Origin of the sequence: Microbacterium sp. MAH-37, from assembly GCF_009758255.1 — a bacterium.
Lineage (GTDB): Bacteria > Actinomycetota > Actinomycetes > Actinomycetales > Microbacteriaceae > Microbacterium.
In genome coordinates this window covers 167,232-182,670 of record NZ_WSEN01000004.1, presented here as the reverse complement: position 1 = coordinate 182,670, position 15,439 = coordinate 167,232, and the positions used below count along the sequence as shown (strand labels likewise).

Sequence of the window (15,439 nt, the reverse complement as noted above, 5' to 3'; positions counted from 1 at the left end):
CCAGGCTATCGAGGCCGAAGCACGGGTACGGATGCAGGAACGACGAACGCCTGGCGGCGGGTCATGCGGGTAACCTGCCGCCAGGCGTTCAGTTCGCCTGCATCCGTACCGAAGGGAACCGGGTCAGCCCGCGGCGGCGTTCGCACCGGCGATCAGCGCGGCGATCTGCTCGCGCGTGACCGGGATGCCCGGGAAGCCGACGATGCGGCCGATCGGGAACGACGCCATCATCTTCTCCATGCCGTCGCCCTCCATCATCGAAGCGCCTGCGGCATCCGTCGGCGCGGTGAACTGCGCGAGCGCCTGCTGCACGATCGGTCCGGCGAACGGGTCGGCCAGCACCTCGCCGATCGACGAGTTCATGTCCAACGGCAGACGCACGGCGTCGCCCTCGACGGCGACCGTGGCGGACGACCGGATGTCGCGGCTGGACGCCCCGACCTCGATCGCGTACTCGCCGCCCTCGACGACGAAGCGATCGACGCGGATGTCCCAGTACGCGAGGTCCTCCCGGCGCACGACCAGCTCGACGGGCACGGTCGCCCCGGCCTGCACCGACACCGACGCGAACGCCTTCAGCTCACGCGGCGCGCGCTGCACGGTCGACCCCGGCAGCGAGGTGTACACCTGCACGACCTCACGCCCGTCACGATCGCCGGTGTTCGTGATGCCGACGGTCACGACGACATCTCCGGCGGCGTTCACGGACGCCGCGACGGGGCCGTACGCGAACGTCGTGTACGACAGGCCGTGGCCGAACGGATACACGACCTCAAGGCCCTTCGCGTCGTACCAGCGGTAGCCGACCAGCAGGCCCTCGCCATAGCGGACGTGTCCGTGCTCGCCGGGGAAGTTCCCGTACGACGGGTTGTCCTCCAGGCGCACGGGCACGGTCTCGGTGAGCTTGCCCGAAGGGTTCACCACGCCGTACAGCACGTCGGCGACGGCGCCCCCGCCGGCCTGCCCGAGCAGCCACGACTCCACGATCGCCGGCACGCGGTCGGCGAAGGGCAGCGCCACGACGCCGCCGTTCGAGAGCACCACGACGGTGTTCGGATTCGCGTCGTGCACGGCGTCCAGCAGCGCAAGCTGCTCGGCGGGCAGATCGATGTGCTCGCGGTCGAAGCCCTCCGACTCCTGCGAGGCGGGCAGGCCGAGGAAGACGACCGCGACCTCCGCAGCGGATGCCGCGGCGACCGCCTCGTCGCGCAGGTCCTCGGCGGAGCGCCCTGATGCCGCGATCGCGCCGCCCTTCACCGCAAAACCGGGTGCGTAGGACACGGCGTCCCCGCCGACCTCGCGGATCGCGTCGAGCGCGGCATCCAGCCGGGTCGGGTTGATCAGCGACGAGCCGGCGCCCTGGAAGCGCGGCTCGGTCGCGAAGGCGCCGATCACGGCGACCTTCTGCGTCGCCGAGAGCGGCAGGATCGATCCCTCGTTCTTCAGCAGCACGATCGCACGCCCGGCTGCCTCGCGCGCCAGCGCGTGGTGCGCGTCGACATCCAGCGGGCCCGCGACGGCGGACCGCTCACCCGCCTTGCGCACCAGGTCCAGAGCGCGGGATGCCGCCGTGTCGAGCACGCTCTCGGCGAGCTCTCCGGACTGCACGGCGGCCACGAGCTGAGCATCCGTGCGCCCGCCGGAGGAGGGCATCTCGAGATCGAGGCCGGCGGCGACGCCGACGACGCGGTCGTTGACCGCGCCCCAGTCCGAGACGACGAGGCCGTCGAAGCCCCACTCGTCGCGCAGCACCTTGGTGAGCAGCCACGGGTCCTCGCTGGTCCACACGCCGTTCAGGCGGTTGTAGGAGCACATCACCGTCCACGGCTGCTCGTCCTTCACCACCCGCTCGAACCCGCGCAGGTAGATCTCGCGCAGCGGGCGCGGGTCGACGTCAGAGCTGGCCCGCATCCGGTCGAACTCCTGGTTGTTCGCCGCGAAGTGCTTGAGCGAGCTGCCCACGCCCTGCGACTGGACGCCGCGCACCGACGCCGCGCCGAGCACTCCCGACACGATCGGGTCCTCGGAGAAGTACTCGAAGTTGCGACCGCACAGCGGCGAGCGCTTGATGTTGATGCCGGGACCGAGCACGACCGCCACGTCCTCGATCGCGGCCTCCATGCCGATCGCCGCGCCGACGCGCTCGATGAGCTCGGGGTCCCACGAGGATCCGAGACCGACGGCGGGCGGGAAGCAGGTCGCGGGCACGCTGTCGGCGATGCCGAGGTGGTCGCTCGCGCCAGCCTGCTTGCGCAGCCCGTGCGGGCCGTCGGTCATCATGATCGACGCGACGCCGGCCCGCTCGACGGGCTTGGTGGTCCAGAAGTCCGCGCCGCTGGTGAGCGAGGCCTTCTCCTCGAGGGTGAGATCGGATGCTTCAGTCATGGATTCTCCTTGGCAGCGGGCCGGGTGACATCTCTGTCCTGCGAAAACTGTATGCGATTCAGTTTCCAAAAATCAAACGTCGTTAAGGATTAAGCTCGGTGCATGGCACGCAGAGGTTCGTACGCGAAGGGCATCGCCCGGCGTGAGGAGATCCTGGACAGCGCGCTCGACGTGATCGGCCGCCGTGGCTACCAGAACGCCTCGCTCAAGGACATCGCCGAGGTGGTCGGAGTGACCCCGGCCGCGCTGCTGCACTACTTCGGCAGCAAGGAGGACCTGTTCACCGCCGTGCTGCGCCGGCGCGACGAGCGCGATGAGATCGGCGCCGGCACCGACATCGACACCGCCCGCGCCGCCTTCCTCGCCACGATCCGGCACAACGCCGAGGTGCCGGGGCTGGTCGAGCTGTTCTCGCGACTGTCCGTCGACGCCGTCGACCCCGAGCACCCGGCGCACCAGTACTTCCTCGAGCGCAGCGAGCGGCTGCGCACGGCGGTGGCCGAGGGACTGGCCCATGACCCGTCCCATCAGGGCGCGCTCGACCCCGACACGATGGCCAGGGTGGTGCAGGCCGTCTCCGACGGGCTTCAGCTGCAGTGGATGATCGACCCCTCCGTCGACATGGCCGGGATCGTGGAGAAGCTCATCGACGCGCTGTCGCCGCGCGGCGCCACCGACTGACCGCCGACGTCAGCGCGACGCCGCCGCGATGTCATCGGCTCAGCCTACTCAGCAGTGTTCCGCGGCCGACAGGGCTGCCCTGCGGCTCGGTGGAGGTCAGGAGAGGATCTCCGCCGCCGCCTCGATGACGCGCTCGAGGGAGCCCCGCGCGAACGGCGCCGGCATGCCGTAGTAGCGGTGCGCGTCGGCGACCTCGTAGCCGCCGTGCGCATACTCCGCCTCATCGGGCAGGTAGCCGGCCACGCCGTCGCAGTAGCCGAGCACGAGGACGGGTCCGTCGTGCGCGGCGCGCAGGCGATCGGATGCCGCGAGGAACGGTTCCCCGGGCAGGCACGCGATGCGCAGCGCGCCGGCCGAGATCGTCGACACGCGCCCGGTCCATCCGGTGCCCTGCGGGCGGTTCTCGGCCCAGCGCAGCCACTCCTCGAGCAGCGTCGTGCGCGCGGTGCCGCGGGCGAGCTCGTCCCGCCAGGCGCGCACGTCGGCGTCGACGTCGGCCTCGGGCTGCAGGTCGAGAGTGACGGGTGCGGTCGCGAATGCCGCACCCTGTGCATCGATCCGGCGGACGGGCGCCTCGAGCGCGGCTTCGGCCAGGATGCCGCCGATGCGCGCCGCCTCCGCGAAGGTGTGCCCCTCGCCCCCTGGTACGTACGACGACTCGGGGCTGAAGTCACCGGGGTTCACATCGCCCGCAGTGCCGGTGGCGTAGATGCACACGCTGCCGGGGTGAGCCTGCTCGACCCGGTCGCGAAGCGGTGCGATGAAGTCACCGCTGATCAGGGTGTTCGCCGCATCCAGGACCACCGGGTGGCAGGCGTACGTCACCAGGGTCGCGACGCGGCGACCGTCGTGGTCGAACCCGACCGACTGCACCGGCGGGTCGATGCGGCGCTCCGGATGCCGGCGATCGCGGGCGACGTCCGCGCCGAACGTCTCCGAGAACCAGACGGTGCACGGCACCCGTCGGCCGGCGGCCTCTGCGACCGCCGCGACGACAGCCGCGGTCACCGCGACGCGCACCTCCGCCTCATCGACGCCCGCGCGCCCCCACCCGACGCAGGGGCCGGAATGGGTGTGCGTCGCGTGCACCACGACCTCGTCGACGTCACCGCCGGCGATCGCCGCCGAGCGCGCGGCGGCGCAGGTGTCCTCGTGCAGCACGCAGCAGTCCACTGCGACCAGCGCGATCCGGCCGATCACCAGGGCGCGGACGGTGAGCGGGTCGTGAGTCCCGGTGCTGCCCGAGGTGCGGGCGGCGTAGCCGGACATCGCGGTGCCCTCGGGCACGGCCACGGTGCGGACGGCGGCGCCGACCAGGAGCATCCCTGTCTGCGGCATCCGCGACCTCCCCTTCGTTCAGGTCGCAGAATACGTCAGTTCGCCGACGTCGGAGCGACGAGGACTGCGACCCGAAGCAGAGCCTTCGGAGATCCGGAACGTCTCGTAGGGCACGCGCCGCACGAGATCGTCGGCGATCTGCACGGCGTCCTCCTCGTCGAGCCGATGCGTGGCCACCAGCGACGCCAGATAGCCGGCATCCACGCGCCGGGCCATGTCGTGTCGTGCGGGGATCGAGCAGAACGCCCTGGTGTCGTCGATGAACCCCGACGTCTTCGCGAACCCGGCGCTGTCGGTGATCGCGCGCCGGTACCGCTCCATCGCATCCGGAGTGTCCAGGAACCACCACGGAGCGCCCACGTACACGCTGGGGTAGAAACCCGCGAGCGGCGCGAGCTCGCGCGAGAACGACGTCTCGTCGACCGTGAACAGCACCAGCCTGAGCTCGGTGCCCGTGCCGAAGTCGTTCAGCGCCCGGCGCAGCGGCTCGGTGTACGTCATCGGGATCGGCAGGTCATGCCCCGTGTCGGTGCCGAAGCGCTCCAGCGTCGGCCGGTGGTGGTTGCGATGGATGCCGGGATGCAGCTGCATCACCATGCCGTCCGCGGCCGACATCTCCATCAGCCGGTACAGGATGTCGCGGCGGTACGCCTCGCCCTCGGCGTCGGTCGCCTCGCCGCGCAGTCCTGCGGCGTGGATGCGCTCCGCCTCAGCAGCGGGCAGCGGGAGCGCCCACGCGTCCGGCACGCCGGAGTCGGTGGCCGTGCCGCCGGCCGCGCGGAAGGCCGCCCGGCGCACGCGCAGGGCGTCGAGCATGCCGGCGTAGGTGCTGCACGGGATGTCGGCGGCCGCTTCGAGCCGGTCGAGCGCGGCGCGCCAGCCGTCCGCAGCAGGATCCATGACGCGGTCGGCGCGGAAGGTCGGCAGGACCCGCCCGCGGAACGAGGGGTCGGCCGCGAGCGCGCGGTGCGCCGCGAGGTCGGATGCCGGGTCGTCGGTGGTCGCGAGCACGTCCACGCCGAACTGCTCGAACAGTGCGCGCGGACGGTACTCGTCATCGGCGAGGCGCTCCGCGATGCGGTCGTAGATCCCGTCCGCGGACTCCGGCGTCAGCCGCTGATCGATGCCGAACACCTCGGCGAGCTGATGCTCGAACCAGTACTGCACCGACGTGGCGCGGAACAGGTGCCAGTGCGCGGCGAGCACCTTCCACGCCTCGCGCGGATCGATCGGGGGCAGCCCGGCCGGCGCCTGCACGCCTCCGAGCGACACCCCGGCTCCGTGCAGCACCCTGGTCACGTAGTGATCGCCGGTGAGCAGCAGCTCGGTCGGCGAGGCGAACGGCTCGTCGGCAGCGAGCATCTCCGCCCTCACGTGTCCGTGCGGCGAGCAGATCGGGGCGTCGGCGACACGGCGGTACAGCCCGCGGGCGATCTCGCGCACGGCGGGGTCGGCGGGCAGGAGCCGGTCTGGATGCATCCTGAGGTTGCGCATGTGGTCCTTCTGGGTCGTGCGACGCGTCGGTCTCGGCCGACCGTCCTGATGCACGCTACCCGGATGTGCAACAGTTTGGCAACCGCTTGCCACTAGGATGGTTCCGGAGGGGCGGTGGTTCCGCCCCGAGAGGGGGCGGACAGTGGCGGACGAACGACGCGACGACGGACCGACGGTCGTGCACATGGGCGTCGGCGCCTTCCATCGCGCCCATCAGGCCTGGTACACGCACCGGGCGCGCACGGACGAGGATCCGTGGGGCATCGTGGCGTTCACCGGCCGTTCCCCCGCCCAGGCGCGCCTGCTGCAGGCATCCGGATGCCGCTACACGCTCATCACGCGCGACACCGGCGGCGACACGTTCAGCGAGATCCGCAGCATCCGTGCCGCGCACGACGGGGCAGACCGCACCGCGTGGGAGGGCGCGCTGGCGCATCCTCGCACGCACGTCGTGACGATGACGATCACAGAGTCGGGGTATCGCACCGACCGGCACGGGCGCCTCGACCTCACGGACGCGCACGTCGCCGCCGACCTGCGCGCCGTACGCACCGGCGCCGCCGCTCCGATCACGACCGCCCCGGTCCGTCTCGCCGTCGGCCTGGACGCGCGGCGCCGCGCCGGCGGCGGGCCGCTCACCGTGATCAGCTGCGACAACCTCTCCGGCAACGGCGATGTCGCACGCTCGGTCGTGCTGGCCGCCGCCACCGAGATCGACCCCGCCCTGCCCGGATGGATCGACGAGAACGTCGCGTTCCGCTCGTCGATGGTCGACCGGATCACGCCGCGCACCCGCCCGCAGGACATCGACGATGTCGAGCGGATGACCGGCATCCGCGATGAGGCGGCGGTGGTCGCCGAGCCGTTCTCGGAATGGGTCATCGAGGAGGGCTTCGCCGCCCCCGCACCGGACTGGCCGAGCGCAGGCGTGCGCCTGGCCGCCGACCTCGCCCCGTTCGAGCAGCGCAAACTGCGCATCCTCAACGGCGCGCACTCCCTGCTCGCCTACCGGGGTCTGCTCGCCGGGCACCGCGACGTCGCCGCGGCCTTCGCCGACCCCGCGATCCGCGACACCGTGGAGGCGTACTGGCGGGTCGCCGGCCCGAGCTGCCGGCTGGCCGGCGACGAGGTCGCCGACTCGATCGCCGCCACCCGGGCGCGGTTCGCGAACCCCCGCATCCGGCACGAGCTGACGCAGATCGCCGCCGACGGCGAGCGCAAGCTGCGCGAGCGGATCCTGCCCGTGCTCGCGCACGCGATCGACGCCGGAGACGACACGGGCGCCCCGGCGACCGCCGTCGCCGCGTGGCTGATGACGCAGGAGCGGCATCCGGATGCGCTGGACGACCTGCTCTCCGGTGTGACGGATGCCGGGATGTCCGACGCCATGAGCGCCGCCATCCGCCTCGGGATCCGTAGGCTGGGGGACATGCCCGTCGGCGCCGCAGCGCGCCCCGCGCAGTGAGGAGCAAGCCGATGGCTGAGGACGGAGCCGGCGACCCCGTGGCGCCCGACGTCGAGAGCGAGCAGGGCGGGCAGGTGCGCCCTGGCGAGAGCGCCACGATCTACGACGTCGCGAAGCTCGCCGGCGTGAACCCGTCGACCGTGTCGCGGGCCCTGAACCGTCCGGGACGCGTGAGCGCGGCGACCGAGAAGCGCATCCGCGCTGCGGCCGAGACCCTCAACTACCAGGTGAACCCGATGGCGCGCGCGCTGCCGACCGGACGCACCTCGATCATCGGTCTCGTCGTCTCGGACATCACCAACCCCGTCTTCTTCGACATCGTGCGCGGCGCCGAGACCGCGGCCACGCGCAGCGGGTACACCCTGGTGCTCACCGAGTCCGAGGAGTCCGAGGAGCGGGAGTACGAGCGCGCCGAGCGGATGATGCGCATGCTCGACGGCCTGCTGCTCGCCACGCCCCGCATGTCAGACGAGCACATCCGGGCGCTCGCCGGGCAGAAGTCCGTGGCCGTCGTCAACCGCGAGGTGACCGACGTGCTCTCCGTCGTGCCCGACGCGACGCAGGGAATCGCGGAGGCCGTCCGGCATCTGCGCGGCCTGGGGCACAGCCGTCTCGCCTACGTGCCCGGCCCTGCGCTGTCATGGATGGCGCGGCGCCGCGGCGAGCTGCTCGCTCGACGCTGCGAGTGGGCGCACATCGAACTGGTCGAGCTCGACCCGGTGGCACCCACGGTCGCCGGCGGCCGCACCGCAGCACGGGCGGTCCGCGACAGCGGAGCGACAGCCGTGGTCGCCTACAACGACCTGATCGCGATCGGCCTGATGCAGGAGCTGGTGGAGGCCGGCGTCCGCATCCCCGCCGACCTCAGCGTGATCGGCTTCGACGACATCTTCGGCGCGGACTTCACCTCGCCCTCGCTCACCACGATCAAGTCGCCGCTGCGCGAGGCCGGCGACCACGCGATGACCGCCCTGCTGGCGCTCGTCGCCGGTGACCGCGTGCCGCACCTCGGCATCGACCTCGACACGACCCTGGTCGTCCGCGGGTCGACCGGCTCGGCGCCGGCCTGACCCGCGGGCCCGGGCGGCGTAGGGCCGCCCCGTTGCGCGCCGCCGCCGTGCCCGACCTCGGAGCCGACGGGCGACGCGCCGCACACCGGAGCCCGAGACCGGCGTGTCGGGCCGCGGGCCCCGAAGTCGCGCACGCCGGAGTCGCGGGCCGCCCCGCCAGGAGCGACCCGCGACAGCATGGCAAGCGGTTGCCAGATCAGGCCACGAGAGGCCCGACATCCGCCGTCGTCAGCGGCTCACGGCGCGCCATCGCCGCGCTCACCTCGTGCGCGCCGACATCCGCCTTCACGAGACGCTGCTTCCCGTCGATGTCCTCGCGCACCCACGCCGAGTGGTCCTGGGTCGAGGCGTTCACCGCCGGGCTGCCCGCGGTGATCCGCCACACATCGGCGGCGTCCTTCGCGAGGCGCGGGTCGACCCTGGTGAACCCGGCCGCCGGGATGTCGCCGTCCGGAGCGGCACCCCAGAACAGGTTCCCCGCCCAGGTGAAGCCGATCGAGTTCGAGACCGAACTCAGCGTTCCGGCGTCGCCCTGGAAGATGTTGTCGACGATCACGCAGTCCATCGGCGTGATCGGCCGGTGCGTCTCGCAGGAGATGCCGCCGGCGGCGTTCACCACGGTGTTCAGGGCGATCCGCACGCGATCGGCGGCGTCGTTCTTGGTGCGCGACGACGAGGGCTCGCCCTCGTAGTGATCGCGCACCGTGCCCGCGCCCAGCACGAACGCCGTGTCGGCGTTGTCGCCGATGTAGTTGTTCACGATGACGTGGTCGTTGCCGTAGATCCGGATGCCGCGCTGGCCGCGGATGATGTGGTTGGACTCGATCCGGTTGCGGTTGCCGTGCCGCAGCACGATGCCGCCGCCGCTGTCGCGGATCGTGTTGAACCTCACGATGTTGTCGCTCGACTTCACGGAGATCGCCTCGGGGTCGCCGTTCGCCCGTTCGAAGAGGTTGTACTCCACCACCGCGTGCGCGCTGCTGAGGGCGCGGGGGCTGACGCCGAGGCGGATCGGCTCGCCGCCGTTGTCGCCGGCGAAGCTGTGGTCCGAGAAGTGGTTGTGGTGGATGTGCACCCGCTGCGCCATGTCGGTGCTGCCGCCTCCCTCGACGCCGAGGTAGATGCCGAGCGTCGACTTGCCGTGGAAGTGGTTGTACTCCACGACCGTGTCGTCGGCCCGGATCATCACGTTGTGCAGACCCTCGATGTCGGCGAGCACGAACTCGTTGCGACTGAGCGTGATCGCCTGGCTGTCGGCGGGGATCTCGAAGGTGGTGGACTGCGTGAAGACGAAGCCTCGCAGGTTGATGTGGTGCGCGTCGGCGAACACGAAGCTCTGCGCCCCGGTGAAGGTGACGCCGCCGACGGACGCCGCGGTGATCGTCAGGTGCTTGTTCCAGCGCCCGCCGACTCCCGCGAGGCGGATCGGGGCGCCGTCCGGCACCGCGTACGTGCCGTCGGCGACGATGATCGTCGCCCCTTCGACCGCGGTGTCGATCGCCTTCTGCAGTGCGGCCAGCGACGAGACGGTGGTGTACGGCCCCGTGCCGACGAGCGCCGGCAGCACGCCTCCGGCGGGTCCGACCGATGCGCCGGCGGCCTGGACGCCGACGAACGCGGTCGCGGCGCCTGCCAGTCCGGACAGGATGAACGTCCTTCTCTTCATGGTTTTCCTCCTCGTTGAGGCCCTTCGTCTCGGGCGCCGCGCGCCCTCGCTCAGGAACCGGGGTGTTCGGCCGCGGTCGCGGCCTGACTCAGGACTCGGGGGTCTCGATCCAGGAACAGCTCGATCACCGGTACCGCCGTGTCGGGACGACGCACCGGCAGCTGCAGGGTGAGCGTGCCCTCGGGCAGCCCGCCCATCAGCGTGTTCTGCGCGGTGCGCTTCGGGTCGACGTGCAGCGGCAGGATCTCCGAGGCATCCGTCATCAGCTGCGCGTACCGCACCTTTCCCGCGAGACCGGGCAGGTGCAGGTGCCGGAACGGCCAGTCGAACAGGTGCACGTAGAGCCGGTCGCCGCGCAGCGTGTACCGGGTGTCGGTGGGCGCCTGCCAGGGCGCGGGACCTGCACCGTGGATCGAGCGCGCATGCGCGTCCATCCACTCGGCGAAGCCGGCGAAGGTCTCGCGGGCCACCTCGTCGAGCCGGCCACGCCCGTCGGGTCCGACGTTCAGCAGCAGGTTGCCGTCCTTGGACACCCCGTCGATGAGCAGCCGGATCAGCGCGCCCGTGCTCTTGCGGTCGAGGTTGTCGCGGTCGTAACCCCAGCTGCCGTTCAGCGTCTGGCACGCCTCCCACGGCACGGGAACGCCGTCGCGTCGCATGGGCTCCAGCGGCTGGTACTGCTCGGGGGTCACGATGTCGCCGGGGATGCCGAGCCGGTCGTTCACGATGACCTCGGGCTGCAGTTCGCGGATCAGCGCCATCAGCTCGTCGGCGGCCCAGTCCTCGGCGCCCTTGCCGCCCCAGTAGTCGGGACGGTGCGTGTACGAGAAGTCGAAGAACAGGTAGTCGATCTGCCCGTAGCGGGTGAGCAGCTCGCGCACCTGACCGTGCAGGTAGGGCTGGTAGTCGCGGATGTTCCGGCTGGCGGTGGCCGCCTTGAACTCCTCGTCGTCGCGCTGCGGGTGCGTGCCGTCGACCGGGAAGCCCTCGTGGTGCCAGTCGATGAGCGAGTAGTAGAGCCCGACGCGGAGCCCCTCTGCGCGGCACGCCTCGACGAACTCGGCGACCACGTCGCGGCCGTAGGGCGTGTTCATCACGGTGTAGTCGGTGAGCTCCGAGTCCCACAGGCAGAAGCCGTCATGATGCTTCGCGGTGAGCACCACGTACCCCGCGCCCGCCTCGCGGGCGGTGCGGGCCCAGGCCCGCGGGTCGTAGCGGTCGGGGTCGAAGTGCTCGCGGTACCTGTCGTACTCGGCATCCGTCATGCGCTCGCGGTTCTTCACCCATTCGTGCCGGGCAGCGAGCGAATACAGCCCCCAGTGCACGAACATGCCCAGGCGCGCCTCGGTGAACCAGTGCAGATCGGCGGTCGTCACAGGGATGCTCCTTCGGTGTCGGATGCGGGGATGCCGGGCGCGCCCCGTTCGATGAGCGCGTGCCGCAGCGCTGCCAGTTCGTCCGATGTCAGGCCGTGGGCACGGAGGTAGTCGGCGGCACCGCCCCATCGCTCCTCGACGCCGGCCAGCGTCGCGGCCATCACGGGCGCGGGCGACTCGGTGACGAGCGATGCCGCGTTGCGGGAGTCCGGATACTTGGCGCGCAGTCGCACGACCTCGGCCGAGCGGTGTTCGTCCGAGATGAGCTCGCCGGTCAGGGCGTAGTCCGCGACGACAGCACCGCGGTCGGTTCCCGCCGCTGCCAGCGCCAGCGCGATCGTGAGCCCGGTGCGGTCCTTGCCCGCGGTGCAGTGCACCAGCGTCGGCTCGCCCCGCGCGATCATCCGCACGGCCGTCACGAGGGATGCCGCGGACTCGGCCAGCATCCGCTCGTAGACCTCGCCCAGGGTGAGGTCCTCGAAGAAGAACGACGCGGGAGAGCCGAGGAACAGCGGGACCCGCACGATCTCGACGCCGGGGACGGAGGTCGCGGCGGAGGCCACCTCATCGTCGGAGCGCAGGTCGACGATCCGGCGGATGCCGGAGCGCAGCATCCTGGCGCCGGCGTCGTCCACGCCGGACAGCTCGCCGGAGCGGAACAGCCGCCCTCGACGGGTCCGGCCGCCGGCCGCGGGCATGCCTCCGATGTCCCGGAGGCCGAAGACCCCCGGGATGCTCTCGATCGTCATCGTCGCGTCAGCCCTTCAGCGCGCCAGACGTCAGGCCACGGGCGAACGAGCGCTGGAACAGCAGGAACACCACGACGGACGGCAGCAGCGCCAGCAGCGACGCGGCCATGATCACACCGGGCGTGACCGCCGGGTCGATGCGCAGCGTGCGCAGCGCGAGCGGCAGCGTGTACGTGTCGCTGCTCTGCGAGACCAGCAGCGGCAGCAGGTACTGGTCCCAGATCATCGTGAAGCCGAAGACGCCGATCACGCCGAGGGCGGGCTTGCACAGCGGCACGATGATCTGCGCGAACACGCGCAGTTCGCTGGCGCCGTCGATGCGGGCCGCCTCTTCGAGCTCGAGCGGCACGTCCTTCATGAACTCGGTCATCACCAGGATCGAGAACGCCCAGGCGCCGAGCGGCACGATCATTCCGGCCAGGGTGCCCATCAGGTTGATGTGCAGCAGGGGGATGTCGGAGAGCAGGATCGACAGCGGCAGGGCCAGGATCTCCTCGGGGAGCATCATGGTCGCCAGGATCGCCACCATCACCAGGGCCGAGAAGCGGAAGCGCTTCCGGGCGAGGGCGTAGCCTGCGAGCACCGACACCACCACCTGCAGCAGCAGGCCGAAGCCGACGACGAAGAACGAGTTCGCGAGATAGCCGAGCACGCCGTAGTCGAACGCGACTCCGAAGTTCTCCAGCGTGGGGCGGGTGGGGATCACGCTGAGGTCGGTGGGGTCCGACACCTCGCTGAACGCGCTGGCGAGCAGGGCGATCAGGGGCCCGGCGAAGAGCACGAACACCAGGGCGTAGAGGAAGATCTTGACGATGATCCCCGCGGGGGTGCGGCTCTCAGTCAGACCGAGGGCAGTGTCCGTTCCGACGCTCATGCGTCCTTCCTCCTTCGCACCGCGACCTGCACGAGCACGGTCAGGACCAGCGTCGCCAGGAACAGCAGCACCGCACCGGCCGAGCCGACGCCGAGCTTGCCCTGTTCCAGGCCGAGTTTGTAGAGCAGGGTCATGATCACCTCGGTGGCGCCGTTCGGCCCGCCGTTGGTCATCAGGAACACCTCGGTGAACACCCGGAAGCCGCGCACCGCGGCAAGGATGAACAGGATCGCGAACACCGGCCGCAGACCCGGCAGGGTCACGTGCAGGATGCGCTGCCAGCGGTTCGCTCCGTCGACCGTCGCGGCCTCGTACAGCCCGCGGTCGATGCCGGCGAGGCCGGCCAGGATGATCATCATGTCGTACGGCGCGCCGCGCCAGATGCCCATCAGCATGATGGAGCCCATGGCGGTGTCGGGGCTGTTGATGAACTCGCTCGGCCCGAGGCCGACCATGACGAGGATCGAGTTCAGGAAGCCGTCCGCGGCGGGGTAGTACATGATCCGCCACAGCTCGGCGACCACGGCCATCGGCACCACCACGGGCAGGAAGGCGGCCGAGCGGATGAAGGACAGCTTGCGAGTCTGCCCCTCGAGCAGCAGCGCGAGCATGAAGCCCAGCAGCAGGCATCCGGCGGTCTGGCCGATCGCGAGCACGAGGGTGTTGATCGCGGCGTCGCGGAAGTCGGCCGACGAGAGGATCGTCTGGTAGTTCTGCATCCCGACGAACTCGTTGCCCAGGTACGGGCGCACGTTCTCGACCGACATCGAGACGGCCTGGACCATCGGGATGTACCGGAACACGAGGAACAGCAGCAGCGCCGGAGCGAGGAACGCCCACGGGATCCACCACTGTCCCTGCACGCGGTGGCGTCGCCGGCGGGCCGGTGACGGAGACGACTTGGTCTCCGTCACCGGCTGCGGAGCGTGAGCCGCGGGTGCGGCATCCGCCATGTGAACAGTCACTTGTCGAGGATCCCCTGGGTCAGCAGCTCGGCGGTCAGCTTGCCGTCGAGCTTGGTGAGCTCGTCCTCCACGTCCAGCGAGCAGTCCGCGAGCAGGGCGTTGATCGTGTCGGCCGTCATCTGGCGCACGGGGGTCCAGCTCGGGATGGTCGGGGCGTAGTGGCCGCTCTCCTGGTAGGCGTCCTCGAAGATCGTCCAGCGCGGGTCGTCGCGCACGTCGGAGACCTTGACCTTGGTGTTGACGGGCAGCTGGATGGCGAACGCCTCGGTGCCCTCCATGCCGTACTCCTGCGCCTTCGGGCTGACGTACCAGTCGGCGAACGCGGTCTGGCCCTTCTCGTTCTCGGAGCCGGCCATCAGGTAGACGGTGCCACCCTCGGCGAGCACGGACGAGTCCTTCGGACCCTTCGGCGCGGTGACGATCTCGTACTTGTCGGCGCCGAGCACTCCGTCGAAGCGCGGCATCATGTACGGACCGGTGAGGTACATGCCGGTGACGCCCGACTCGAAGGTCTCATTGGTCGGAGGGGTGTCCATGCTGGCCGCGCCGGGCTGCATGACGCCCGCATCGCACTGCAGACCGCGGAACCAGGTGGTCGCCTCGACGGACTCGGGCGTGGTCATCGACGGCTTGTAGCCGTCACCGGACGGCGTGATGAAGTCGCCGCCGGCGGCCCACAGGAAGTTCGAGAAGTACCAGGAGGCGTAGCCGCGCTTGGTGGACCCCGGCACGGCGAGACCGTAGGTGTCGTCCTTGCCGTTGCCGTCCGGGTCCTGCTTGGTGAAGGCCTCGGCGACGGCGACCAGCTCGTCCCAGTTCGTCGGCGCCTCGAGGCCGAGCTTGTCGAGCCACTCCTTGTTCACGTACAGGGCGTTCGCCTGGGCCGAGTACGGGATGCCGTACGTCTTCCCGTCGACGGCCTTGCCCGCTTCGAGCGCCTGCTTCGTGAGGTCCTTCGCGTTGGTGATCTCGTCGAGGTCGATCTCGCGCAGAATGCCCTGGGTCTGCATGGTGCCGAGCTGGCTCACATCGTTGAGCACGATGTCGGGCAGATCCCGCTGGCCGGCGCGCTGGGCGAGCTTGGTCTCGAAGTCGTCGAAGATCGCGGTGACCTCGGCCTTGTAGCCGGTGGCCTTCTCGAAGGCCTCGACCTGACGCTTCGTGGCGGCCTCGCTGGGGCTGCCCGGGGTCGTGCGGGTCCAGATCTCGAGAGTGGCCTTCTCGTCCTGCTCGACGCTCGATCCGCCCGCTCCGGGGGCGGCGCTCGAGCAGCCCGCGAGGGCCAGCGTGGCGACGCCGATCAGTGCGGCTGCTTTCATCCTTGTGTGCATAGGACTCTCTCCGGGTTGGCAAACGCTTGCCACTTTGCAAGACGC

The 15,439-nt window shown here is 70.7% G+C and carries 12 protein-coding genes; 3 read left to right on the top strand and 9 right to left on the bottom strand.

What is annotated here, in order from left to right; all coding sequences use genetic code 11:
- Positions 1-123: 123 nt before the first annotated feature.
- Positions 124-2,385 carry a glycoside hydrolase family 3 C-terminal domain-containing protein gene (locus GON06_RS04310; protein WP_157311079.1) on the bottom strand — a complete coding sequence of 754 codons (2,262 nt, stop codon included), beginning with the start codon at positions 2,383-2,385 and terminating at the stop codon, positions 124-126.
- Between the two features lie 102 nt (positions 2,386-2,487).
- On the opposite strand from GON06_RS04310, the gene GON06_RS04305 reads away from it, so the two are divergent.
- Positions 2,488-3,066 (top strand): TetR/AcrR family transcriptional regulator, encoded by a 579-nt coding sequence (locus GON06_RS04305; protein ID WP_157311078.1) that lies wholly within the window; start codon positions 2,488-2,490, stop codon positions 3,064-3,066.
- Positions 3,067-3,162: 96 nt separating this feature from the next.
- Here the strand turns inward: GON06_RS04305 and GON06_RS04300 are convergent, their stop codons facing one another.
- Positions 3,163-4,404 (bottom strand): alkaline ceramidase, encoded by a 1,242-nt coding sequence (locus GON06_RS04300; protein WP_157311077.1) that lies wholly within the window; start codon positions 4,402-4,404, stop codon positions 3,163-3,165.
- A gap of 18 nt (positions 4,405-4,422) precedes the next feature.
- The gene (uxaC, locus tag GON06_RS04295) at positions 4,423-5,898 is read right to left on the bottom strand and encodes a glucuronate isomerase (protein ID WP_157311076.1); all 1,476 of its coding nucleotides are present in this window, start codon (positions 5,896-5,898) and stop codon (positions 4,423-4,425) included.
- 142 nt (positions 5,899-6,040) lie between these two features.
- Between uxaC and GON06_RS04290 the strand changes: the two genes are divergently transcribed.
- Both GON06_RS04290 and GON06_RS04285 read left to right on the top strand, forming a co-directional pair.
- On the top strand, positions 6,041-7,363 hold the full coding sequence (locus GON06_RS04290; RefSeq protein WP_198346598.1) for a mannitol dehydrogenase family protein: 1,323 nt from the start codon (positions 6,041-6,043) through the stop codon (positions 7,361-7,363).
- Between the two features lie 11 nt (positions 7,364-7,374).
- The gene (locus GON06_RS04285) at positions 7,375-8,433 is read left to right on the top strand and encodes a LacI family DNA-binding transcriptional regulator (protein WP_157311074.1); all 1,059 of its coding nucleotides are present in this window, start codon (positions 7,375-7,377) and stop codon (positions 8,431-8,433) included.
- 196 nt (positions 8,434-8,629) lie between these two features.
- On the opposite strand, the gene GON06_RS04280 is transcribed toward GON06_RS04285, so the two are convergent.
- Genes GON06_RS04280 through GON06_RS04255 form a run of 6 tightly spaced genes read right to left on the bottom strand, consistent with a single transcriptional unit; the run spans position 8,630 to position 15,382 of the window.
- On the bottom strand, positions 8,630-10,099 hold the full coding sequence (locus GON06_RS04280; protein WP_157311073.1) for a polysaccharide lyase 6 family protein: 1,470 nt from the start codon (positions 10,097-10,099) through the stop codon (positions 8,630-8,632).
- Between the two features lie 50 nt (positions 10,100-10,149).
- On the bottom strand, positions 10,150-11,475 hold the full coding sequence (locus tag GON06_RS04275; protein WP_198346629.1) for an alpha-L-fucosidase: 1,326 nt from the start codon (positions 11,473-11,475) through the stop codon (positions 10,150-10,152).
- On the bottom strand, positions 11,472-12,224 hold the full coding sequence (locus GON06_RS04270) for a tyrosine-protein phosphatase (RefSeq protein ID WP_157311071.1): 753 nt from the start codon (positions 12,222-12,224) through the stop codon (positions 11,472-11,474). Before GON06_RS04270 ends, GON06_RS04275 begins: the two co-directional genes overlap by 4 nt.
- A gap of 7 nt (positions 12,225-12,231) precedes the next feature.
- Positions 12,232-13,098: a carbohydrate ABC transporter permease gene (locus tag GON06_RS04265; protein WP_157311070.1), complete on the bottom strand. Its 867-nt coding sequence runs from the start codon at positions 13,096-13,098 to the stop codon at positions 12,232-12,234.
- Positions 13,095-14,063, bottom strand: coding sequence for a carbohydrate ABC transporter permease (locus GON06_RS04260; protein ID WP_332837152.1), 969 nt, complete (start codon positions 14,061-14,063; stop codon positions 13,095-13,097). Before GON06_RS04260 ends, GON06_RS04265 begins: the two co-directional genes overlap by 4 nt.
- Positions 14,060-15,382, bottom strand: a complete 1,323-nt coding sequence (locus GON06_RS04255) for an ABC transporter substrate-binding protein (protein WP_157311069.1) — start codon at positions 15,380-15,382, stop codon at positions 14,060-14,062. Before GON06_RS04255 ends, GON06_RS04260 begins: the two co-directional genes overlap by 4 nt.
- Positions 15,383-15,439 lie beyond the last annotated feature (57 nt).

Excerpts from the sequence above, each read along its gene's own strand:
- uxaC (WP_157311076.1), bottom strand. The coding sequence starts at position 5,898 with ATGCGCAACCTCAGGATGCATCCAGACCGGCTCCTGCCCGCCGACCCC.
- GON06_RS04300 (WP_157311077.1), bottom strand. The coding sequence starts at position 4,404 with ATGCCGCAGACAGGGATGCTCCTGGTCGGCGCCGCCGTCCGCACCGTG.
- GON06_RS04255 (WP_157311069.1), bottom strand. The coding sequence starts at position 15,382 with ATGAAAGCAGCCGCACTGATCGGCGTCGCCACGCTGGCCCTCGCGGGC.
- GON06_RS04310 (WP_157311079.1), bottom strand. The coding sequence starts at position 2,385 with ATGACTGAAGCATCCGATCTCACCCTCGAGGAGAAGGCCTCGCTCACC.
- GON06_RS04285 (WP_157311074.1), top strand. The coding sequence starts at position 7,375 with ATGGCTGAGGACGGAGCCGGCGACCCCGTGGCGCCCGACGTCGAGAGC.
- GON06_RS04265 (WP_157311070.1), bottom strand. The coding sequence starts at position 13,098 with ATGAGCGTCGGAACGGACACTGCCCTCGGTCTGACTGAGAGCCGCACC.
- GON06_RS04280 (WP_157311073.1), bottom strand. The coding sequence starts at position 10,099 with ATGAAGAGAAGGACGTTCATCCTGTCCGGACTGGCAGGCGCCGCGACC.
- GON06_RS04270 (WP_157311071.1), bottom strand. The coding sequence starts at position 12,224 with ATGACGATCGAGAGCATCCCGGGGGTCTTCGGCCTCCGGGACATCGGA.
- GON06_RS04305 (WP_157311078.1), top strand. The coding sequence starts at position 2,488 with ATGGCACGCAGAGGTTCGTACGCGAAGGGCATCGCCCGGCGTGAGGAG.